Origin of the sequence: Nocardia sp. CA-128927 (assembly GCF_050955855.1) — a bacterium.
Classification (GTDB): Bacteria; Actinomycetota; Actinomycetes; order Mycobacteriales; family Mycobacteriaceae; genus Nocardia.
The window spans coordinates 7,491,253-7,511,427 of the sequence record NZ_CP192087.1 but is presented as its reverse complement, the minus strand read 5'-3'; the positions used below and the strand labels follow the sequence as shown (position 1 = coordinate 7,511,427).

Here is a 20,175-nt window from a genome sequence, read left to right as displayed (position 1 = left end):
GAATTGGACATCGGTCTAACCTGAACACGTGAATGTCGACGTGACTGCCCTACCCGGGATCGGAGTCCGCAAAGACTTCGAGGTGCGCTCCGGCCGCCGGATCGGCGTGGTCGCGCATCGCGACGGGGACATCGACCTCATCGTCTCCAAAATGGACGATCCCGACGCCTGCGCCGCGCAGATCCCGCTGAGCACCGACGAGGCGGCCGTGCTGGCCAACCTGCTCGGCGCGCCGCAGCTGGTCGCGAAGCTGAACGACGAACACAGTGACCTCCCCGGCATCACCACCCGGCAGCTGCCGATCGCCGACGGATCACCCTACGAGGGACGCACACTCGGCGAGACCGCGATGCGCACCCGCACCAAGGTGTCCATCGTCGCGGTCATGCGCGCCGGGCAGCTGCATCCCTCACCTGGCCCGGATTTCACCTTCACCTCAGGCGATGTGCTCGTCGTCGTCGGTACCCCGGACGGCTTGGATGCCGCCGCGAAGATTCTCACGCACGGCTGAAACCAGTGACTGAAACCGCGCTCGCCCTGATCGAGCTCGGAGCGATTCTGTTTGTCCTCGGCACCTTCGGGCGAGTGGCTGGTCGCTTCGGGATGTCTCCCATTCCGCTCTACCTGATCGGCGGCCTCGCCTTCGGCCAGGGCGGCTTCATCCAACTCAGCGCCGCCAACGAATTCGGCCATGTGGCAGGCGAAATCGGTGTGGTGCTGCTGTTGCTGCTGCTCGGCCTGGAGTACACGGCGCCGGAACTGATGACCGGTCTGCGCCGGTCGTGGGCGGCCGGCCTGGTCGACATCGTGGCGAACGCGACGCCCGGTGTGATCGTCGCGCTGATCCTGGGCTGGGGCGCGGTCGGCGCGGTCACCATGGGCGGTGTCACCTACATCTCGTCCTCGGGCATCGTCGCGAAGGTGCTCAACGACCTCGGGCGACTCGGCAACCGCGAGACACCGGTGATCCTGTCGATCCTGGTGTTCGAGGACCTGGCGATGGCGGTCTATCTGCCGATCCTCACCACCATTTTGGCCGGGCTGAGTTTCGCCAGCGGTGCGAAGTCCCTGGCCATCGCGCTGACCGCGATCACGGTCGTGCTGGTGGTCGCGTTGCGTTACGGCCGATACGTCTCGGCGATCGTGGACAGCTCCGACAACGAAGTGTTTCTGCTGAAGCTGCTCGGCGCGGCGCTGCTGGTCGCCGGTGTGGCCTCGGCGCTGAACGTGTCCGCGGCGGTCGGGGCGTTCCTGCTCGGCATCGCCATCTCCGGTTCCACCGCGCACGAGGCCGCGAAACTCCTGGAACCGCTGCGTGATCTGTTCGCGGCGATCTTCTTCGTGGCCTTCGGGCTGACCACCGATCCGCAGGCCATTCCGCCGGTGCTCGGCTGGGCGATCGCGCTGGCGGTGATCACCATGTTGACCAAGATCGGCACCGGCTGGTGGGCGGCGAGCAGGCAGGGCATCCGGCCGATGGGCCGGGCGCGGGCCGGTGCGGCACTGGTCGCGCGTGGCGAATTCTCCATCGTCATCGCGGGATTGGCGGTGACCATGGGCGGCGTCGACAAGGAATTGGCGGCGCTCGCCTCGGCCTATGTGTTGCTGATGGCGATCCTCGGCCCGGTCGCGGCGCGCGTCGTCGAGCCGGTCGTCGGGTTGGTGCAGCGCAAGCTGAGGCCCACCCCCGTCACTCCGTGACCGCCGCCGCGGGCTCCGCTTTCGCCGCGGTCTTCTTCTCGACCCAACGCCCGACCGCGGTCGCGATCGCGCCGACCACGAGGCCGATCGCGCACGCGCACAGGTGCCCGTAGTCGGTGAAGGTCGGGCCGATCCACAGCGCCCCGACGAGCACCACGATCAACGTGCCCGCCCACAACAGCCGAACCAGCCCGCGGAACCGGAACGCCATCGCGGCCAGCACCGCCGAAAAGCCGTAACTGGTGCCGACATCCGCGGCGACGGCCACCTTCAGCGGGATGACGCCGCGATCGATGGCATGCGAGATGCCGGTGACGGTGAGCAGCGTCGCGCCGATGTGCCCGGTGGCGAACAGGATGATCCAGCGGGTGGTGCCCAGCCAGCGTTCCGCGTAGGCCATCACGATCAGGAAGCCCGCGATGGTGGACCACGGGAACCCGCCGTCGGTCCAGAACGCCGAGGCGACCAGCACCTGCACCGGGTTGTGCCGCATGTTGTAGAGGTTGGTCGACGCGGAGAAGATCAACCGGCGCTCCACCGAGTCGCCGACCCCGCGCAGCGTCCACCAGGTGACGAACACGGTGAAGGCGTAGGCGGTACTGGCCGGGGCCGCGCCGAGATGCTCGCGGATCGCGGGCAGTACGCGATGCACCAGCCCGGGCCGGCGTAGCCAGTCCCACACGATGCGTGCTTCGGTCCGGAGGTCGATGGTGTTAGTCCAGGGTGACCGAAACCGGATCGGGGCGGAGGCAATCACCGGCCAAGTGTGCCGTGTCTTGCTGAGAGCGGCCTCGCGACCCGCCCGGTGTGTGCGCTGTGTCACCAGCGATGACACCGCGTCCGTAACGTCGCTTCACACCCGGGCAACAAACACTCCCAAGAATTGGTCCACCGACCAATCGGTATGTAGACGAGGAGTGCGTAGCGCCTATGACGATCGAGGACGTGAAGGTGACCGACACCGCCGGTGCGGCGTATCTGGCCAAGCGGACGTTGCGCTCGGGCTCGGCCGGGTGGGTGTTGCTGGCCGGGCTCGGCGTCAGCTATGTGATCTCCGGTGACTACGCGGGCTGGAACAGCGGCATCGCGCAGGGTGGTTTCGGTGGTCTGCTCATCGCGACCGTGTTGATCGCGGGGATGTATCTGGCGATGGTCCTCGGGATGGCCGAGTTGTCGGCGGCGTTGCCCGCGGCGGGTGGCGGCTACACCTTCGCCAGGCGCGCGCTCGGGCCGTGGGGCGGATTCGCCACGGGCACAGCGGTATTGCTCGAATACGCGATCGCGCCTGCCGCTATCGCCACGTTCATCGGCGGGTATGTCGAATCGTTGAACCTGTTCGGGATCACCGACGGCTGGTGGGTGTATCTGGCCGTGTACGCGCTGTTCATCGGGGTGCATCTGACCGGGGCGGGGGAGGCGCTCAAGGCGATGTTCGTGATCACCGCGATCGCGCTGGTCGGCCTGTTGGTGTTCGCGGTCTCGGCGTGGGGTTTGTTCGAGACGGGCAACCTGACCGACATCCCGGCAGACCCGAATGCTGTTGGTAGCTCGTCGTTCCTGCCGTTCGGGGTGTTCGGGATCTGGGCGGCGGTGCCGTTCGCCATCTGGTTCTTCCTGGCCGTGGAGGGGGTGCCGCTGGCCGCCGAGGAGGCGCGCGAACCGGAGAAGAACGTACCCAAGGGGATCATCAGCGCGATGCTCGTGCTGATCGTCACCGGTGCGGCTGTGCTGTTCCTGGCCACCGGAGCACTTGGCGCGCAGGCTATTTCGACGTCGGGCAATCCCCTGGTCGAGGCGCTCGGTGACAGCGGGGCCGCGAAACTGGTGAACTACATCGGCCTGGCCGGTTTGGTCGCGAGCTTCTTCTCCATTGTCTACGCCTACTCCCGGCAGACATTCGCGCTGTCGCGGGCGGGTTACCTGCCGACGCGGTTATCGGTGACCAACGCGCGTAAGGCGCCCGTGCTGGCGCTGATCGTGCCTGGTGTGATCGGTTTCGCATTGTCACTGACCGGCAAGGGTGCGATGCTCTTGAATATGGCCGTGTTCGGTGCGGCCCTGAGTTACGTCCTGATGATGGTCAGCCACATCGTGTTGCGGGTACGCGAACCGGACATGTCGCGTCCGTACCGCACCCCTGGCGGCGTCTACACCGCCGCTTTCGCGCTCGTAATCGCCTGTGCCGCCGTAATTGCCACGTTCTTGGTCGACCCGATCGCGGCAACCTGGGCCCTCGTCGCGTTCGGCGCCTGCATGGCGTACTTCGGCCTGTACAGCAGGCATCGGCTGGTAGCCAACTCGCCGGACGAGGAATTCGCGCTCCTTGCCAGGGCCGAGGAGGAACTCGAATGACCAGCTACACACAGCATCTCGGCGGAACCAACTACACGTTCGACGGCTTGGTGGAATTGCTCGCCAAGGCCACTCCGCTGCGCAGCGGCGACGAATTGGCTGGCTGCGCCGCGCATTCGGATGCCGAGCGGGCCGCCGCCCAGTGGGCGCTTGCGGAGGTGCCGCTGACCCGGTTCCTCGACGAGCCGGTGGTGCCGTACGAGACCGACGAGGTCACCCGGCTGATCATAGATACTCACGATCGCGTTGCGTTCCAACCGATTTCGCATCTCACAGTGGGTGGGCTGCGAGACTGGCTGCTCGCCGTCGCGGCCGGTGCCGGTGCTGCGGCGATCTTGCGCGCAGTGGGCCCCGGCCTCACCCCGGAGATGGTGGCCGCGGTCAGCAAGATCATGCGCAATCAGGATCTCATCGCGGTCGCCCGCGCCGCCGTGGTCACCGCCGGTTTCCGCACCACCGTCGGGCTGCCGGGCACGCTGGCCACTCGGTTGCAGCCGAACCATCCCACCGATGACCCGCGCGGCATCGCCGCCGCCACGCTCGACGGGCTGCTGCTCGGCTGTGGCGACGCGGTGATCGGGATCAACCCGGCGACCGATTCGCCGCAGGCGACCGCCGACCTGCTGAGCCTGCTGGACGAGGTGCGGGTCCGTTTCGACATCCCCACGCAGTCCTGTGTGCTCTCGCACGTGACCACGACCATCGGCCTGATCGAGGCGGGCGCTCCGGTGGATCTGGTGTTCCAGTCGGTCGCGGGTACCGAGGGCGCCAATACCGGTTTCGGCGTGAACATTTCGCTGCTGCGCGAGGGCAACGAGGCGGGCAGGTCGCTGCGGCGTGGCACCGTCGGCGACAACGTCATGTACCTGGAAACCGGGCAGGGCTCGGCGTTGTCGGCGGGCGCGCACCTGGGCACCGGCGGCAAGCCGGTCGACCAGCAGACCCTGGAGACCCGCGCCTACGCGGTAGCTCGCGATCTGGATCCGTTGCTGGTCAACACCGTCGTCGGCTTCATCGGCCCGGAGTACCTCTACGACGGCAAGCAGATCATCCGCGCCGGACTGGAAGACCACTTCTGCGGCAAGCTGCTCGGCCTGCCGATGGGTGTGGACGTTTGCTACACCAATCACGCCGAAGCCGACCAGGACGACATGGACACGCTGCTGACGTTGTTGGGTGCGGCGGGCTGCGCCTTCGTCATCGCCGTCCCCGGCGCCGACGACGTCATGCTCGGGTACCAAAGCCTCAGCTTCCACGACGCGCTGTATGCCCGGCGCGTGCTGAACCTGCGTCCCGCACCGGAATTCGAGTCCTGGCTGTCCGGGCTCGGCATGATCGATGCGGCGGGGCGGGTGCTCCCGGTGAAGCCTCTCGCATCGCCGCTAAGAGCGTTGGCGGGTGCCTGATGAAGCGTCGGAACTCGAATGCCAGGCTCGAAGTCGTTGCGTCGCAGGAGGAGCCGCCAGCCGAGGCTCGACCATCGTCAGCGCGCTCGGAAAGTGCTGCGGAGCACCTGTTCTGGCAGGACCTCCGGCGCAGCACCCAATCCAGGATCGGCCTGGGTCGTACCGGTGACGCGCTGCCCACCGCGCGGGTACTGGAATTCCGCGCGGCCCACTCGGCGGCACGCGATGCCGTGCACCTGCCGTTGGACGTGGCTGCCTTGGGGGAGCGGGTCGCCGCGCTCGGTGTAGGCGAACCCGTGCACGTGCGCAGCCGAGCCAGTGACCGCGCGGAGTATCTACGCAGACCGGACCTCGGCCGGTTACCCGCAACCGAGTCCGTATTGTCCGAAATGCCGCACAGCGGCGCCGAAATCGGATTCGTCCTGGCCGACGGACTGTCCCCGCGCGCCCTCACCGACCACGGCCCCGCAACACTCGCCGCACTGATCGAGGAACTCGCACCGCGCTACTCGATCGCCGCTCCCGTGATAGCCACCCAGGCTCGGGTCGCACTCGGCGACCACATCGCCGCGGCCATGGGCGTATCGACGGTCGTGGTGCTGATCGGGGAGCGCCCCGGCCTCTCCGTCGCCGACAGCCTCGGCATCTACCTGACCCATTTACCCCACCCAGGCCGCACGGACGCGGACCGGAACTGCATTTCCAACATCCACCCACCGGAAGGCCTCGGCTACGCGCAGGCGGCAAAGGTGGTGGCGGGCTTGGTTTCCGGCGCCCGCGTCCTCGGCCGGTCGGGCGTCGACCTCAAGGACACCTCGCGCGCCGACGCGCTCGGCGACGGCGAGATCATCTCGATCGACAGCGGTCGCGTCTGACCCGATTCGCTACGCCCCGTGGGTGCGCGTGGCCTTCATGGCGGCGTCGGCCCGTGCCGCGGCGCTCTTCGCGCGCGCGGCGGCCTGTTTGACCAGCCGCTCTTCGGAATCGGTGACCAGAACCTCTTCGATTCCGGCTGTCGGAGCAGGCGCGGCCTGGGCGCGTACGACAAAACCGACCACCGCTAGGACCGCGGTGATCGCAACGGCGACGAACAGGGAACGCAGAACACGCACTTTGTCCTCCAAGAATGATCAGGGTAGAGCCGGACCAAGCGAGAGACACCAGCGACGAAACAACGTGGTACCGCCACAATAGCGGCAGTCACGTCGGCTACCTGCGCGGACCCCGCCGAAGATCAACTCGGGGCGCCGGTGCCATGGAACGACAAAGCCCGCATCCGTCGGCCGCTGAAAAGGGCAGCGGCCCAACGAATGCGGGCGTCGAAACGAACCTAATCCAGGTAGTCGCGCAGGACCTGCGAGCGGCTGGGGTGGCGCAGCTTGCTCATGGTCTTGGACTCGATCTGCCGGATGCGTTCACGGGTGACCCCGTAGACCTGGCCGATCTCGTCGAGGGTGCGCGGCTGGCCGTCGGTGAGGCCGAAGCGCAGCCGGACCACGCCCGCCTCACGCTCGGACAGCGTCTCCAGCACCGACTGCAGCTGATCCTGCAGCAGCGTGAAGCTCACCGCGTCCACGGCGACAACGGCTTCGGAGTCCTCGATGAAGTCACCGAGCTGGCTGTCACCCTCGTCGCCGATGGTCTGGTCCAGCGAGATGGGCTCACGCGCGTACTGCTGGATCTCCAGCACCTTCTCCGGCGTGATGTCCATTTCCTTGGCGAGCTCCTCCGGGGTGGGCTCGCGGCCCAGATCCTGGAGCAGTTCGCGCTGGATGCGACCGAGCTTGTTGATGACCTCGACCATGTGCACCGGGATGCGGATGGTGCGGGCCTGGTCGGCCATGGCGCGGGTGATCGCCTGCCGGATCCACCAGGTGGCGTACGTGGAGAACTTGTAGCCCTTGGTGTAGTCGAACTTCTCGACGGCGCGGATCAGACCCAGGTTGCCCTCCTGGATCAGATCGAGGAACGCCATGCCGCGGCCGGTGTAGCGCTTGGCCAGCGAGACGACCAGTCGCAGGTTGGCTTCCAGCAGATGGTTCTTGGCGCGGTTGCCGTCGCGGACGATCCAGGTGTAGTCGCGGCGCATCGCGACCGGCAGCTTCTCGCCCTGCTCGGTGAACTCGCGCACCTTCTCCGCCGCGTAGAGGCCGGCCTCGATCCGCTTGGCGAGCTCGACCTCCTCTTCGGCGTTGAGGAGCGCGACCTTGCCGATCTGCTTGAGGTAGGCACGCACCGAGTCGGCGGAGGCGGTGAGCTCCGCGTCCTTGCGGGCCTGCCGTAGCGCCTCGGATTCCTCTTCGTCCCAGACGAAGTCGCCCGATGCTTTGTCGGCGGCGGTCGGCTCGACCTCCTCCTCGGCGGCTTCGGCGACCTCCTCGACGACCAAGTCCTCGGCCTCTTCGGTGAGGTCGTCCTCGGAGACTTCGAGATCGCCGAGATCGGCGACGTCGAGCGACTCCTCGTCGCCTGCGTCGTCGGGGCCTGGCTCGCCGTCGGCTCCCACCTTCTTGGTGGCAGCCTTCTTGGCGGGCGCCTTGGCACCGGCCTTCTTCGCAGGCGCCTTCTTGGCAGCGGCCTTCTTCGCCGGGGCCTTCTTCGCGGCAGCCGCCTTATGGACCGGCCGTGCTTCGGTTACATCTGCGGAATCGGCCTCGGCCGATTCGGCGGTCTGACGGGTATTCGTGGCTACCACGTACGCCCTTTCGTGACGGTCTCGTGCGGCGTCACGCCAGAGTGGTCTTCCGGCGGAGCGGTCTGTCGGGTTTCACCGGCGAAAGCCGGTCGGGTTTCTCCGGCTCACGACTTCGTCGTACGCCGGGGGCGCTGCACCTTTGGTTCACTCGCTGTCGCTCGCGAACTGACCGGGCACGTTCCATTGTAACGATCTAACCAGGGTACCTATGGCCACCATGCATTAGGCGGCGCTTCGCAAGCTCAGCTTCACCCATTGTCAGCAACGGTAAAGCGTTCGTTCGCTGCGCTACACCCAAGGTATACCGTCCGCAGACACCACGTCGGACGCTTGCCGCAGCTGGTTTACGGCGCGATACCTGCGTCGATGGCCATGGCCGCGCCGACGATGCCCGCGGTGTTCTTCAAATGCGCCGGAATCACCTGAGTTCGGTTGGTGAGCAACGGAATCCATTGATCGGCGTCGCGGCTGATGCCGCCGCCCGCGACGAACACCTTCGGCCAGAAAAGGTTCTCCAGACCGATCAGTACGGTGCTCACCTCGGCGGCCCACTGCTCGAAGGTCAACCCGTCACGGTCCTTGATCGAGGCCGCGGCGCGATGCTCGGTCTCCATGCCGCCGATCTCGAGATGACCGAGTTCGCTGTTGGCCACCAGCGTGCCCTGGTACAGCAGGGCCGAGCCGATGCCGGTGCCGAAGGTCAGCAGCAGCACCAGTCCGTCGAAATCCTTTGCCGCGCCGTAGCGGTCCTCGGCCAGGCCCGCCGCATCCGCGTCGTTGAGCACGGTCACCTCGCGCCCGTCGAGGGTGTTGGAGAACAGCGCGCGGGCATCGGTGCCGACCCAGGCCTTGTCGATGTTGGCCGCGGTGCGCGCGACCCCGTCGAGAATGACCGAGGGCAGGGTGATGCCGACGGGTCCGTCCCAATCGGCTTGTGCGACCAGCTTTGCCACCGCGTCGGCGACGGCCTGCGGGGTCGACGGCTGCGGTGTCGCGATCTTGATGCGTTCGTGGACCAGCTCACCGGTGGCCAGATCGACCGCGCCACCCTTGACGCCGCTGCCGCCGATATCGATGCCGAATGCGTGCCCCCGAGCGGACATGACTGAGCCCTCGTTCCTGTGCTGGCCGGTGTGGAGCACAACACCGATGCACAAGGCTTCACCCCGGCCGCGAGCGGCGATGCGGTGGTGTGCCCGACGACGGCGTTGTGTCGTGCACGACAAGAGTAATGCGCGATCGATGCTGCGCGTTCCCGAGGATCTGTGATGCGATGGGGAGCGTGCCGGAAACCTCATCGCCCGTGTCCGACTACACCTCCGAGATCATTGTCGCCCGCGGCGACGAGGCTGAACTGCGCAGAGTCGCCGTCGACCTCGCCGAAACCGCCGCGGCACACGTCCGTGCCCGCCGCCCAGAGGTCTTCGGTCAGGCCGGTGGACCCGCCGAAGGGGCGGTGCAGGCCAAGGCCCATCCGACCGACCCGGTGACCATCGTGGACACCGAAACCGAACAGCTGATCCGCGGCCTGCTCGCCGAGCAGCGCCCCGGTGATCCGATCCTCGGCGAGGAGGGCGGCGGCAGCCTCGCCGACTCCGCCGCCGACGTCGTGCACTGGGTAGTAGACCCAATCGACGGAACGGTGAATTTCCTGTATGGCATCCCCGGCTACGCGGTCTCGGTGGCCGCGATGCGCGGCGGCCGACCGGTGGCCGGTGCGGTGGTCGACGTCGCCAGGCGGGCCACCTACAGCGCCGGGCTCGGGCTCGGCGCGATCCGGGTCGACGCCGAGGGCGCGGTGGAACACCTGAGCTGCACGCCGGTCGAGACGGTCGCGATGTCGTTGGTGGCCACCGGCTTTGCCTACGGCAAGCACCGGCGGACCAGGCAGGCCCAGCTGATCGGCGAGATCCTGCCGCAGGTGCGTGACATTCGTCGCTTCGGCGCGGCCGCGCTGGACCTGTGCCACGTCGCGGCGGGCCGAGTGGACGCCTACTTCGAGCACGGCCTCAACGCGTGGGATTGGGGCGCGGGCGCGCTCATCGCGGCCGAGGCGGGTGCCCGGCTCACCCTGCCGCCCGCCACCGCACCGGGCGAGGCAGGCGACCTGGTGATCGCCGCCGCCCCAGGCATCGCCGACGAGTTGTTCGATCTGCTCGACCGAGTGGGCGCTACGGAGCCGATTCCGGACCGCTGAGAGCACGAAAAAGCCCGATCGGTGCACAGCAGCCGATCGGGCTTTCAGCTTCTAGCTAACAGCGAGCTTGCCTGGCAGCTTCGAGCAGCTTGATGTCGATCGAGGTGCTGTTGCCGGGCGCCGGGTTCTTCAGCGACCGCAGCACCTCCTCGGCGTCGTTGCTCGGCCGGATGTCGCGGAACAGCGAACCGAGCACCATGTCGACCGTCTCGTCGGCCCGCTGGTCCTCGATCAGCTCGGCGCACGGGACGACCAGCTGGACCGACGCGGCGGCCGGTCGGCCGTTCACGCCGAACCGGATCTGGCCGGTGCACTCCAGGTCACCGTTGACGTATACCGAATCGTTGCCATATTGCGTTCCCGGCGCACTGGCGAACCCGAGGTCACCGAACTGCGCCGCGACGTGCGCGGCCTGGCCACGCTGGTTGTTCGCGTTCAGCACGCGCACTCTGCTCGCCGCCAGCGGCGCGGGTTCCACGTCCTGGAGTCGGCCCGCGCCGACCCGCTGACCGAGCGTCGCCGCCGGTTGCGCGCCCGGCTCGGTGGCCGGGCTAGGCGAGTTGCAGGCCATCGCGCTGGTGTCGTGCTCGGTCGTCGTCAACGCCTTGACCCACACAATCGTGCAGATCAGCGCTATGACGCCGAGCATGATGAGCCATGGCTGCGGGCGCCGTCGGAGGAAGGGCCTGCCCTGGGAATCCACGGGGCGGCCTTCGGTGATCAGTGAAACCACGAGCACACTCTACGAAAAGGTCACGGGTCGAGGGGACGGCAGGCCGACGGAGTGGGCCCGGGGTAGGCGAATATGTTGCACAAGGTCTCGGCGAGTTCGACGGATGGTGTCGATTACCCGTCAGTTTCGAATCGTCTGTGTTTTGATTGCGACTTTTGTGCTGGGGTCCGCTATTGTCTGGCGGCCCAGATCGAATCGCCGGTGGCGAAATTGGTGGTCGGTCGCGGGAACAAGTAGGGCATGTCCTGCGTTTACCGAGCGCTATCCGGAGTGGATCAGCCCGATCCGACCTGATGGGTGACCGGTGTACGTGTGACGTGCACCACCGGCGGGACGGTGCGAGTCGCGGCGGTTCCAGCAGGAATCGGCGTGAGCAAGCCGGTCCGGGATATACGAAGTAAGGACGAGGGGAAGACGACATGGCAACCGACTATGACGCACCGAGGCGCACCGAAACCGACGATGTGTCGGAAGATTCGCTGGAGGAGCTGAAGGCTCGTCGTAACGAGGCACAGTCCGCCGTCGTGGATATCGACGAATCCGATACCGCGGAGTCGTTCGAGCTTCCCGGCGCGGACCTGTCCGACGAAGTGCTGAGCGTTCGGGTGATCCCGAAGCAGGCCGACGAGTTCACCTGTTCCAGCTGCTTCCTTGTGCACCACCGGAGCAGGCTGGCCAGTGAGAAGGGTGGACAGCTGATCTGCATGGACTGCGGCGCTTGAGCTAGCTCGAGGTGATCAGCCCGCGCTGGGCAGCCCCAGCGCGGCTAGGACCCGGTCCGGGTGACGTGTACTGACCAGCCAGTACGGCGTCGGATCGTCCGGGTCGTCGAGAACGAGGAGCACCATCGGTCCGATCCATGGCCGATGCTGCACATAGGCGGCGGGGTCGAGCTGGCGACCTAGCGCCGCACTCTTCGCCGTGCGGGCGACGACGGCCGCACGGGCGACGAAATTCACCGGCAGGTGGGCACGGTCGGCACGGAGTTCCAGCGTGCCCGACGCGTCCGTCGCGACTTCCACGCGGTGACGGCTGAGCCACACCAGCACCCACACCGGAATCGGGAACAGCAGCACATAGGGCAGCCACGCCCGCAATCCTGGTGCGCCCATGTGGATTTCGGCGGCCAACAGCCCGGTGATGGCGAACGCCACCGGCCACCACCACAGCGGCACCCAGAGGCGCTCGCGGTACGGCTGGGGGGTTTGCTGTTTCTGGTCCATCGTCACGGGGTTGGGCTGGTCCGACACGACTCAACACTAATTCACGGCTGCGGCAGGTCAACGCGTAGGCTCGACCAACGTGAGGGAGCGAAGCGAGCGAACAATGGACACAGCAGCCACGCTCATGACGGAGCCGAGCGCCAGCGAGGCGGAGTCGTGAGCGCACTTTCACCCATACCTCTGCTGCGGCTGGATCCCGGCATCCCCATGCCCGCGCGTGCCCATCAGGGCGACGCCGGCGTGGACCTGTGCACCACGGAAGACGTCATCCTGGAACCGGGGGAGCGGGTGCTGGTCGGCACCGGTGTCGCGGTCGCGCTACCGGTCGGCACGGTCGGCCTGATCCATCCGCGTTCGGGGCTGGCGGCCAAAACCGGACTGTCGGTGGTGAACACCCCCGGCACGGTCGACGCGGGCTACCGGGGTGAGATCAAGGTGTGCCTGATCAATCACGACCTGCGCACGCCCATCGAGTTGCGTCGCGGTGACCGGATCGCGCAGCTGCTGGTGCAGCGGGTGGAATTGGTCGACTTCGTGGAGGTCGACACGCTCGACGAGACCGCGCGCGGTGCGGGCGGTTACGGCTCGAGCGGCGGTCACGCGAGTCTGACCGGTGCGAGCCAGGTCGTCGGCAAGGAGGCGTGATGGGCATATTCGGCAAGAAGAGATCCGCGGACGACGACCGGTATCCGGACGACGCCTACGACGAGGTCGACGAGTACGACGACGAAGACGAGTACGACACCGACGAACACCCGGTGGTCGCCGGGAACTACCGCGCCGCAGGCGCCGCGGGGTCGGGTCCGTACGACTTCACCGAGGTTTCCGACCTGCTCCAGAAGGTCACCGATCAGCGGCTCGATCTCGGCTCGGTGATTCTGCCGGTGCCGCAGGGCGGTCAGCTGCAGGTCGAGATGACCCCCGACGGCACCCCGCAGGCGGTGCACCTGGCCACCGAGCACGGCAGGCTCACCGTCGCCGCGTACGCGGCGCCGAAGTCGGCGGGCCAATGGCGCACGGTGGCCGCCGATCTCGCGGATTCGTTGCGCAACGATGGCGCCCGGGTCGCGGTGGAGACCGGCCCGTGGGGTCGCGAACTGCTCGCCGTCACCGAGGGCGCGGACCTGCGGTTCATCGGTGTCGACGGACCTCGCTGGATGGTTCGGCTGGTCGCGGCGGGTCCGTCGGGCGCGTCGAACGACGGCAGCCCGCTGGTCGCGGCGGCCCGAGCGATCCTGCGCGAGACCGTGATTCGGCGCGGCGACGATCCGCTGCCGGTGCGTGAGCCACTACCCGTGGTGCTGCCGCAGGAACTGGCCGAACAGCTGGCCGCGGCGCACCAGGCCCAGGCCGACGCTCAGCAACAGCAGGCGGCGGCGCAGGCCGCGGCCGCGCAGGCGGGCCCCGCGGGTGCGGTGCCGCCGCGGATGCCGGAGGGACCGCGTCGCGGTGCCGACGGTTCGGCGATGCAGCAGTTGGGTCTGAACTAACTCAAGGCGGCAAATCCCGTGTGCCCGAGGATCGCCGGATCCGCGCCGAGTTCGGCGAGGGTGATCCGGTGGATCGTGGACCGCGGGATGAGCGCCGCCCACTCCTCGGCGATCGCGAACGGATGCACCGGATCGTCGACGGCCGTCACCACCGCGACCGGCACCTCTATGGTGCCGAGCCGCTCGGTGCCCGGCCACTTGTAGTCGGCCGCTTCCTCCAGTGCCGCAGGCAGATTCGGCCACTGCGAGCGCCACGACTGCGTCAACGCGTCGGCGAGCCACTGCGGGCTGCTCGCCCGCATCCGCTCGACGACCGCGTCCAACCCGTCGGTCCGCAACTGGGCCGCGGTCGCCAGTGCACTCAGCGCCGCGGGACAGGCTGTGGTGTCCGGTCCGGTCCAGCCGGGCAGCGCCGCGACCACCCCGACCGTCAGGTCCGGATGCTCGGCCGCCCACTCGATCGCGACGGCGGCACCCAACGAGATTCCCGCCACAACAATCGGTCCCGCCGCGGCCGCCGCGTCCAGCGCGACCCGATAACTCGCGACCACCGCCCGCGGATCCGGCTCCACCGCGACTACGTCGAGACGGCGCGCTGTGCAGGCGGGCTCGAACGCGCGACGCGCGAAATCGGCGTCGGATCCGGTTCCCGGCAGCGCCACGACGACGTGGGCGGCCGACACGGAGTGTGGGGAGTCGAACACCGGTCCGAGCGTAGCGGGGGTGTGCTGGTGCATCTACAGTGGCGGGTGTACGTCCAACGCCGGTCGTGCTGAGAATCCACGATGGTGTGCGATCCACACTGTCTGCTCTATGCAGGAGAGCGTGCGAAATGTCATCCGCTGCCTCAGGGTATTTTCGACGTCTGGGCCGCAGACTGACCGAGGATCTCGACCAGTTGGACGCCGAGGAGCTTGCCGAGAAATCGGAAGCCTCCGGGGCGTGCCGTGCGTCGGAGTGTCGCCGCGGCGACGAAGCCACGATGCTCGGTAAGCTGCGCAGTGTCGAAGCGTGTTCGAAGTCCGCGGGCGCTACTGTGCAAGCGGAATTCTTCGACGGAACCGATGCCATCACCCTGGTGTGGATCGGCCGTCGGCGCATCCCCGGTATCGAACCGGGGCGGCGTATCTTGGTTCGCGGCCGCGTCGGCGATCGAGACGGCCGCAAGGTGATCTACAACCCCTACTACGAACTGCGCGGGAACAGCTGACGTATGCCATCGAGCAACGACAATGCCCCTTGGGGCGAACAGACCCCCTCGACCGAACAGATCGAGCCCACCGCGGCTCTCGACCCTGACGAGGCTGTCGACCCCGAAGAAGAAGCCGCCGAGCAGACGTTGCTCGAGCAGTTGGGCGGTTTCAGCGGCCTGATCTACTCGACCGTTCCCGTTGTCGTCTTCGTCCCCGTGAACAGTTTCGCCGGGCTGACCGCGGCGATCTGGGCGGCCCTCGGCGTAGCCGCGCTGATCCTGGTCTGGCGCCTGATCCGGCGCAGCCCCATCCAGCCCGCCATCTCCGGCTTCCTCGGCGTCGGTATCTGCGCGTTCATCGCCTACCGGATGGGCGAAGCCAAGGGCTTCTTCCTGTTCGGCATCTACACGAGCCTCGTCTACGCGGGCGTGTTCCTGATCTCGATGCTGGTGCGCTGGCCCCTGGTCGGCGTGATCTGGGGCGTACTGAACGGCCACGGCACCGAGTGGCGCAGCGATCGGCGCGTGCAGCGCCTGTACTACCTCGCGACCATCACCTGGGTGCTCGTCTTCGGTGCCCGCTACCTGGTGCAGTCGCAGCTCTACGACACCGACCGCACCGGCTGGCTCGCGTTCACCCGGATCGCCATGGGCTGGCCGCTCACCGCGGTGGCGCTGGCGGTCACCGTGTGGGCGGTCCGTCGCGCGGGCCACATGCCCACCAAGACCGCGGTCGCCGCCGAGCCCGCGTAAGTCGTGCGGCCTCGCGCATTCGCGGCTCGCAAGCGCTCTGTTAATTCCGCGGGTCTTTCCCGCGAAAGCCATCAGGGGTGGGGTAACTCCCACCGCCGAGGTGGGTGGTTACCCACCCTGGGGTGCCTGGCTGGTAAGTCCAGTTCGTCAGACGATCGTTGCGTACAGAAAACAACGCACGATCGTAGGAAAGGACTCGGACGTGGCTACCGAGCACAACACCGCAGCATTGTCGAAGAACCACAATCCGGCCCTGTCGGAGAGCCGCCGGGTGGCGGCCGAACTGGACAAGTTGATCGGCCCCGCGGCGGCGGGCGACAGTAACGCCATCACCGAGATCGTCCGCGTTGTCCATCCGCTGGTCCGTCGGTACTGCGGTGCGCGCCTTGGCAATACGTCGCACCTGCAGGTCACCGCCGACGACGTGGTGCAGGAGATCCTGATCGCCACCGTCAAGGCCATCCCGCGCTACCGCGATCAGGGCAAGTCCTTCCTCGCCTTCGTCTACGGCATCGCCTCGAACAAGGTCGCCGACGCGTTCCGCCGCTCCCAGCAGCACCCCACCTACCCGATGGCCGAGATGCCGGACGCCGCGTCCACCGAGGCCGGTCCCGAGGAATGGGCGCTCGCGCTCGAACGGCGCGCGGCCACCAAGGAACTCATGAAGATCCTGGCTCCCGCGCACCGCGAGGTGCTGGTGATGCGCATCGTGCTCGGCTGGTCGGCGGCGCAGACCGCCGAGGCGATCGGCACCAGCCCCGGCGTGGTCCGGGTGATGCAGCATCGCGCGCTGAACAAGCTGCGCGCGGAACTGAAGGCGGCCTAGGCGAACTCGCTACCGCCGCGCATCAGCCCTGTCGGGGAGTCAAGGCTTGATGCCATGGTTGGCGAGTTCGACCCGGAGGTCCTCTTCGGCCTCCACCGAAGTCACGAACAGCAGTTCGTCGTCGCCCTCGAACGGATCATCCGGTTGCGGCACGATCACTCGGCCGCCGCGCAGAATCGTCACCAGGGCGGCGTCGCGCGGCAGGGTGAGCGTGCGCACCGGCTTGCCGGCCAGCCCGGTGTCATTAGGCAGCGTGATCTCGACCAGATTGGCCTGACCCTGCCGCAGCGTCATCAGGCGCACCAGATCACCGACGGTGACCGCTTCCTCGACGAGCGAGGCGAGCAGGCGTGGTGTGGACACCGCGACGTCCACACCCCATGACGCGTCGAAGAGCCATTCGTTGCGCGGATCGTTCACCCGGGCCACCACCCGGCGCACGCCGAACTCGGTCTTGGCGAGCAGGCTGTGCACCAGATTGGCTTTGTCGTCGCCGGTGGCCGCGATGACCACCTCGTAGGTTTCCAGCCCGGCGTCTTCGAGCAACGCGAGTTCACAGGCGTCGGCGTGCACCCAGACCGCGTCCGGGATCGCCTCCGGCTCGATGTGGTCGAGTTGCCGCTCGAGCAGCATGACGTTGTGTCCACCGCGCAGCAATTCCCTGGCGATGGATCGGCCGACGGCGCCGGCCCCGGCGATGGCCACTTTCATGTTCAGTCCTCGCTCACGGGGGGCTTGCCTGCCAGTGCGACGGCCTCACCCACGGAACCGGAGGTGGCGGCGACATAGACGACGTCGTCGGCCTGCACGATGGTCTTGCTGTCGGGCAGCAGGCCCTGGCCGAATCGGATGATGAACGCGACCCGCACGCTCACCTCGCGCTCCAGGTCGCGCACGGTTCGGCCATACCAGTCTTCGTGCAGGGTCAGCTGCGTCACAGCTACCGTGCCGGTGGGGTCGCGCCAGGTGGTGGTGCTGTTGTCGCCGATGAGGGTGCGCAGGAACCGGTCGGTGGTCCACGGCACGGTGGCGATGGTCGGAATGCCGAGCCGCTCGTAGACCGCGGCGCGCTTCGCGTCGTAGATGCGGGCGACCACGCGTTCGACGCCGAACATCTCGCGGGCCACCCGCGCGGAGATGATGTTGGAGTTGTCCCCGGAGGAGACCGCGGCGAACGCGTCGGCCCGCTCGATTCCGGCCCGTACCAGCACATCTCGATCGAAGCCGACGCCGGTTACCCGCTCGCCGGTGAAGTCCTGGCCGAGGCGGAGGAAGGCGGCCGGGTCCCGATCGATCACGGTCACCTCATGGCCGACCCGGACCAGGGCACGGGCCAGCGCCGACCCGACGCGCCCACAACCCATGATCACTACGTACACCCGTGCAACCTCGTTCCTGGAACCAAGCGTTCGGTCTGCTAATTATGTGGTCGAACGGTACCTGCCGAATCATTCCATCGGCCACGTTCCCCCTTCGCCGCATGGCCAAACCTGCGAGCCACGCGCGCGACCAACCGTGTGGGGGGCTGTATCAGACCTGCGGCATTCGCGGGCCCTGCGTGGTTACACGGCGCTGCCGCCTCCGGGCCTGACGCTCGTGCCGCTATGCTCGCTCCAGTGTCCAAGTTGACGACGGCAGCGAAACGAATGCTGCTGGGCAGGCCTTTCCGTAGTGATTCGCTTGGCCATACCCTGCTGCCGAAGCGCATCGCCCTTCCGGTGTTCGCGTCCGATGCGATGTCCTCCGTCGCCTACGCGCCCGAAGAAATTTTCCTGGTGTTATCCGCCGCGGGAATCTCTGCCTACGTCTATGCCCCCTGGGTCGGCCTGGCCGTCGCCTTGGTGATGGCCGTGGTCGTAGCAAGCTATCGGCAAAACGTGCACGCCTATCCGTCCGGTGGCGGTGACTACGAGGTCGCCACGACGAACCTCGGACCCAATGCCGGTCTGACGGTCGGCAGCGCGCTGCTCGTCGACTATGTGCTGACGGTGGCCGTGTCGATTTCCTCGGCCGCGTCCAATATCGGCTCGGCGATTCCGTTCGTGGCTACGCACAAGGTGCTGTTCGCCGTCGTCGCGATCGCCATCCTGACCGCGATCAACCTGCGCGGCATCCGGGAGTCGGGTACCACCTTCGCCATCCCGACCTACGCGTTCATCGTCGGCATGTTCCTCATGCTCGGCTGGGGACTGTTCCGCATCTTCATCCTCGGCGACAACCTACAAGCGGAATCGGCGGGTTTCGGATTGAAGGCGGAGGACGAGCACCTGTACGGACTCGCCTTCGCCTTTTTGATCGCCCGCTCGTTCTCCTCCGGCTGCGCCGCGCTGACCGGTGTCGAGGCGATCAGCAACGGCGTGCCCGCGTTCCGGAAGCCGAAGTCGCGCAACGCCGCCACCACCCTGCTGATGCTCGGCACCTTCGCGATCGTGCTGCTGATGGGCATCATCATCCTGGCCCAGAAGATCGGCGTCGTGTACGCGCACAACGAAGCCGACCTGATCGGCGCGCCGCCCGGCTACCACCAGAAGACGCTGATCGCGCAGCTCGCCGAGACGGTGTTCCACGGCTTCCCGATCGGGTTCTTCTTCATCACGACGGTGACCGCGTTGATCCTCGTGCTCGCCGCGAACACCGCGTTCAACGGGTTCCCGGTGCTGGGTTCGATTCTGGCGCAGGACCGTTACCTGCCCCGGCAGCTGCACACCCGCGGCGACCGGCTGGCGTTCAGCAACGGCATCCTGTTCCTGTCCGGTGCGGCGATGGCGTTCGTCGTGCTGTTCGGCGCCGAGGTCACCAAGCTGATCCAGCTCTACATCGTCGGCGTGTTCGTCTCGTTCGTGCTCAGCCAGACCGGCATGCTGCGGCACTGGACCCGACTGCTGCGCACCGAAACCGATCCGGCGCAGCGGTCGCGGATGAAACGGTCCAGGGTGATCAACGCCGTCGGCCTCAGCGCGACCGGCGCGGTGCTGATCATCGTGCTGATCACCAAGTTCTTCGCGGGCGCCTACATCGCCATCTGCACCATGGTCGCGATCTTCATCGTGATGAAAATGATTCACCGGCACTACGATTCGGTGTCTCGCGAGCTGGACGAGCAGGAGTGGGACGGTGTGCTGCCCAGCCGCTCGCACTCGATCGTGCTGGTATCCAAGCTGCATCTGCCCACCCGGCGCGCGCTGGCCTATGCCCGCGCCACCCGGCCGGACACCCTGGAAGCGATCACCGTGAACGTCGACGAGGCCGACACCAGGGCGCTGGTGCGCGAGTGGGAGCAGAGCGATGTCACCGTGCCGCTCAAGGTGATCGAATCGCCCTACCGTGAAATCACCAAGCCCGTCCTCGATTACGTGAAGCGGGTGCGCAAGGATTCGCCGCGCGACGTGGTGACCGTGTTCATCCCCGAGTACGTGGTCGGGCACTGGTGGGAACAGTTCCTGCACAACCAGAGTGCGTTGCGGCTCAAGGGACGACTGCTCTTCGAGCCGGGTGTGATGGTGACCAGCGTGCCGTGGCAGTTGAGTTCGTCGACGCGAGCGCGGACACCGGGCATGGTGAATGCGCCGGGTGCGGTGCGGCGTGGTTATGACGACCGGTCATGAGT

Annotated in this window: 22 protein-coding genes; 13 read left to right on the top strand and 9 right to left on the bottom strand. The window is 67.3% G+C overall.

Features of this window, described 5'->3' with window-relative positions; genetic code table 11:
• Positions 1-28: 28 nt before the first annotated feature.
• Positions 29-511, top strand: a complete 483-nt coding sequence (locus tag ACQPW1_RS34575) for a cation:proton antiporter regulatory subunit (RefSeq protein ID WP_433656336.1) — start codon at positions 29-31, stop codon at positions 509-511.
• 5 nt (positions 512-516) lie between these two features.
• Positions 517-1,701, top strand: a complete 1,185-nt coding sequence (locus tag ACQPW1_RS34570) for a cation:proton antiporter (protein WP_433656334.1) — start codon at positions 517-519, stop codon at positions 1,699-1,701.
• On the opposite strand, the gene ACQPW1_RS34565 is transcribed toward ACQPW1_RS34570, so the two are convergent.
• Complete coding sequence (locus ACQPW1_RS34565) at positions 1,691-2,458, bottom strand: rhomboid-like protein (RefSeq protein WP_433656332.1); 768 nt, start codon at positions 2,456-2,458, stop codon at positions 1,691-1,693. The genes ACQPW1_RS34570 and ACQPW1_RS34565 overlap by 11 nt on opposite strands.
• A gap of 173 nt (positions 2,459-2,631) precedes the next feature.
• Between ACQPW1_RS34565 and eat the strand changes: the two genes are divergently transcribed.
• From eat to eutC, 3 genes are read left to right on the top strand one after another with little or no spacing between them, the layout of a single operon-like run.
• The gene (eat, locus tag ACQPW1_RS34560) at positions 2,632-4,053 is read left to right on the top strand and encodes an ethanolamine permease (protein WP_433656330.1); all 1,422 of its coding nucleotides are present in this window, start codon (positions 2,632-2,634) and stop codon (positions 4,051-4,053) included.
• Positions 4,050-5,459, top strand: coding sequence for an ethanolamine ammonia-lyase subunit EutB (locus tag ACQPW1_RS34555; RefSeq protein WP_433656328.1), 1,410 nt, complete (start codon positions 4,050-4,052; stop codon positions 5,457-5,459). The genes eat and ACQPW1_RS34555 overlap by 4 nt, the downstream gene beginning before the upstream one ends.
• Complete coding sequence (eutC, locus tag ACQPW1_RS34550) at positions 5,459-6,334, top strand: ethanolamine ammonia-lyase subunit EutC (protein ID WP_433656326.1); 876 nt, start codon at positions 5,459-5,461, stop codon at positions 6,332-6,334. Before ACQPW1_RS34555 ends, eutC begins: the two co-directional genes overlap by 1 nt.
• A 9-nt stretch (positions 6,335-6,343) precedes the next feature.
• On the opposite strand, the gene ACQPW1_RS34545 is transcribed toward eutC, so the two are convergent.
• From ACQPW1_RS34545 to ppgK, 3 genes are all read right to left on the bottom strand, one after another.
• Positions 6,344-6,583 (bottom strand): hypothetical protein, encoded by a 240-nt coding sequence (locus tag ACQPW1_RS34545; RefSeq protein WP_433656324.1) that lies wholly within the window; start codon positions 6,581-6,583, stop codon positions 6,344-6,346.
• 206 nt (positions 6,584-6,789) lie between these two features.
• Positions 6,790-8,154: an RNA polymerase sigma factor gene (locus ACQPW1_RS34540; protein ID WP_433656322.1), complete on the bottom strand. Its 1,365-nt coding sequence runs from the start codon at positions 8,152-8,154 to the stop codon at positions 6,790-6,792.
• Between the two features lie 344 nt (positions 8,155-8,498).
• A complete protein-coding gene (ppgK, locus tag ACQPW1_RS34535) occupies positions 8,499-9,257 on the bottom strand; it encodes a polyphosphate--glucose phosphotransferase (RefSeq protein WP_433656320.1) in 759 nt (252 codons plus the stop codon).
• Between the two features lie 170 nt (positions 9,258-9,427).
• Here ppgK and ACQPW1_RS34530 point away from each other — a divergent pair, with 170 nt between their 5' ends.
• The gene (locus ACQPW1_RS34530) at positions 9,428-10,351 is read left to right on the top strand and encodes an inositol monophosphatase family protein (protein WP_433656318.1); all 924 of its coding nucleotides are present in this window, start codon (positions 9,428-9,430) and stop codon (positions 10,349-10,351) included.
• 55 nt (positions 10,352-10,406) lie between these two features.
• Here ACQPW1_RS34530 and cei read toward each other — a convergent pair whose 3' ends face one another.
• Entirely contained in the window at positions 10,407-11,084 is a 678-nt protein-coding gene (cei, locus tag ACQPW1_RS34525) for an envelope integrity protein Cei (protein ID WP_433656316.1), read from the bottom strand.
• Between the two features lie 419 nt (positions 11,085-11,503).
• On the opposite strand from cei, the gene ACQPW1_RS34520 reads away from it, so the two are divergent.
• Positions 11,504-11,806, top strand: a complete 303-nt coding sequence (locus ACQPW1_RS34520) for a DUF4193 domain-containing protein (protein ID WP_364721347.1) — start codon at positions 11,504-11,506, stop codon at positions 11,804-11,806.
• 15 nt (positions 11,807-11,821) lie between these two features.
• On the opposite strand, the gene ACQPW1_RS34515 is transcribed toward ACQPW1_RS34520, so the two are convergent.
• Positions 11,822-12,307 carry a DUF3093 domain-containing protein gene (locus ACQPW1_RS34515; RefSeq protein WP_433665412.1) on the bottom strand — a complete coding sequence of 162 codons (486 nt, stop codon included), beginning with the start codon at positions 12,305-12,307 and terminating at the stop codon, positions 11,822-11,824.
• 156 nt (positions 12,308-12,463) lie between these two features.
• Here ACQPW1_RS34515 and dut point away from each other — a divergent pair, with 156 nt between their 5' ends.
• Both dut and ACQPW1_RS34505 read left to right on the top strand, forming a co-directional pair.
• Positions 12,464-12,952: a dUTP diphosphatase gene (gene dut / locus ACQPW1_RS34510; RefSeq protein WP_433656313.1), complete on the top strand. Its 489-nt coding sequence runs from the start codon at positions 12,464-12,466 to the stop codon at positions 12,950-12,952.
• A 5-nt stretch (positions 12,953-12,957) separates the two neighbouring features.
• Positions 12,958-13,797, top strand: a complete 840-nt coding sequence (locus ACQPW1_RS34505; RefSeq protein ID WP_433665411.1) for a DUF3710 domain-containing protein — start codon at positions 12,958-12,960, stop codon at positions 13,795-13,797.
• Here the strand turns inward: ACQPW1_RS34505 and ACQPW1_RS34500 are convergent.
• Positions 13,794-14,501 carry an alpha/beta fold hydrolase gene (locus ACQPW1_RS34500; RefSeq protein WP_433656311.1) on the bottom strand — a complete coding sequence of 236 codons (708 nt, stop codon included), beginning with the start codon at positions 14,499-14,501 and terminating at the stop codon, positions 13,794-13,796. The genes ACQPW1_RS34505 and ACQPW1_RS34500 overlap by 4 nt on opposite strands.
• A 128-nt stretch (positions 14,502-14,629) precedes the next feature.
• On the opposite strand from ACQPW1_RS34500, the gene ACQPW1_RS34495 reads away from it, so the two are divergent.
• The 3 genes from ACQPW1_RS34495 to ACQPW1_RS34485 all read left to right on the top strand — a co-directional run bounded on the left by ACQPW1_RS34495 (position 14,630) and on the right by ACQPW1_RS34485 (position 16,568).
• Positions 14,630-15,007, top strand: a complete 378-nt coding sequence (locus ACQPW1_RS34495; protein WP_040736821.1) for an OB-fold nucleic acid binding domain-containing protein — start codon at positions 14,630-14,632, stop codon at positions 15,005-15,007.
• 3 nt (positions 15,008-15,010) lie between these two features.
• A complete protein-coding gene (locus tag ACQPW1_RS34490; protein ID WP_433656309.1) occupies positions 15,011-15,742 on the top strand; it encodes a DUF3159 domain-containing protein in 732 nt (243 codons plus the stop codon).
• Positions 15,743-15,944: 202 nt separating this feature from the next.
• Positions 15,945-16,568, top strand: coding sequence for a sigma-70 family RNA polymerase sigma factor (locus ACQPW1_RS34485; RefSeq protein ID WP_433656307.1), 624 nt, complete (start codon positions 15,945-15,947; stop codon positions 16,566-16,568).
• 39 nt (positions 16,569-16,607) lie between these two features.
• On the opposite strand, the gene ACQPW1_RS34480 is transcribed toward ACQPW1_RS34485, so the two are convergent.
• Positions 16,608-17,279: a potassium channel family protein gene (locus tag ACQPW1_RS34480; protein ID WP_433656305.1), complete on the bottom strand. Its 672-nt coding sequence runs from the start codon at positions 17,277-17,279 to the stop codon at positions 16,608-16,610.
• Between the two features lie 2 nt (positions 17,280-17,281).
• Positions 17,282-17,947, bottom strand: coding sequence for a potassium channel family protein (locus ACQPW1_RS34475; RefSeq protein WP_433656303.1), 666 nt, complete (start codon positions 17,945-17,947; stop codon positions 17,282-17,284).
• A gap of 237 nt (positions 17,948-18,184) precedes the next feature.
• On the opposite strand from ACQPW1_RS34475, the gene ACQPW1_RS34470 reads away from it, so the two are divergent.
• Complete coding sequence (locus ACQPW1_RS34470) at positions 18,185-20,173, top strand: APC family permease (RefSeq protein ID WP_433656301.1); 1,989 nt, start codon at positions 18,185-18,187, stop codon at positions 20,171-20,173.
• Positions 20,174-20,175: the final 2 nt, after the last annotated feature.

What these genes read in the sequence shown, in the direction of transcription:
- eat (WP_433656330.1), top strand. Translation starts at nt 2,632, where the DNA reads ATGACGATCGAGGACGTGAAGGTGACCGACACCGCCGGTGCGGCGTAT.
- ACQPW1_RS34530 (WP_433656318.1), top strand. Translation starts at nt 9,428, where the DNA reads ATGGGGAGCGTGCCGGAAACCTCATCGCCCGTGTCCGACTACACCTCC.
- ACQPW1_RS34495 (WP_040736821.1), top strand. Translation starts at nt 14,630, where the DNA reads ATGTCATCCGCTGCCTCAGGGTATTTTCGACGTCTGGGCCGCAGACTG.
- ppgK (WP_433656320.1), bottom strand. Translation starts at nt 9,257, where the DNA reads ATGTCCGCTCGGGGGCACGCATTCGGCATCGATATCGGCGGCAGCGGC.
- ACQPW1_RS34490 (WP_433656309.1), top strand. Translation starts at nt 15,011, where the DNA reads ATGCCATCGAGCAACGACAATGCCCCTTGGGGCGAACAGACCCCCTCG.
- ACQPW1_RS34555 (WP_433656328.1), top strand. Translation starts at nt 4,050, where the DNA reads ATGACCAGCTACACACAGCATCTCGGCGGAACCAACTACACGTTCGAC.
- ACQPW1_RS34515 (WP_433665412.1), bottom strand. Translation starts at nt 12,307, where the DNA reads ATGGACCAGAAACAGCAAACCCCCCAGCCGTACCGCGAGCGCCTCTGG.
- ACQPW1_RS34520 (WP_364721347.1), top strand. Translation starts at nt 11,504, where the DNA reads ATGGCAACCGACTATGACGCACCGAGGCGCACCGAAACCGACGATGTG.
- ACQPW1_RS34480 (WP_433656305.1), bottom strand. Translation starts at nt 17,279, where the DNA reads ATGAAAGTGGCCATCGCCGGGGCCGGCGCCGTCGGCCGATCCATCGCC.
- eutC (WP_433656326.1), top strand. Translation starts at nt 5,459, where the DNA reads ATGAAGCGTCGGAACTCGAATGCCAGGCTCGAAGTCGTTGCGTCGCAG.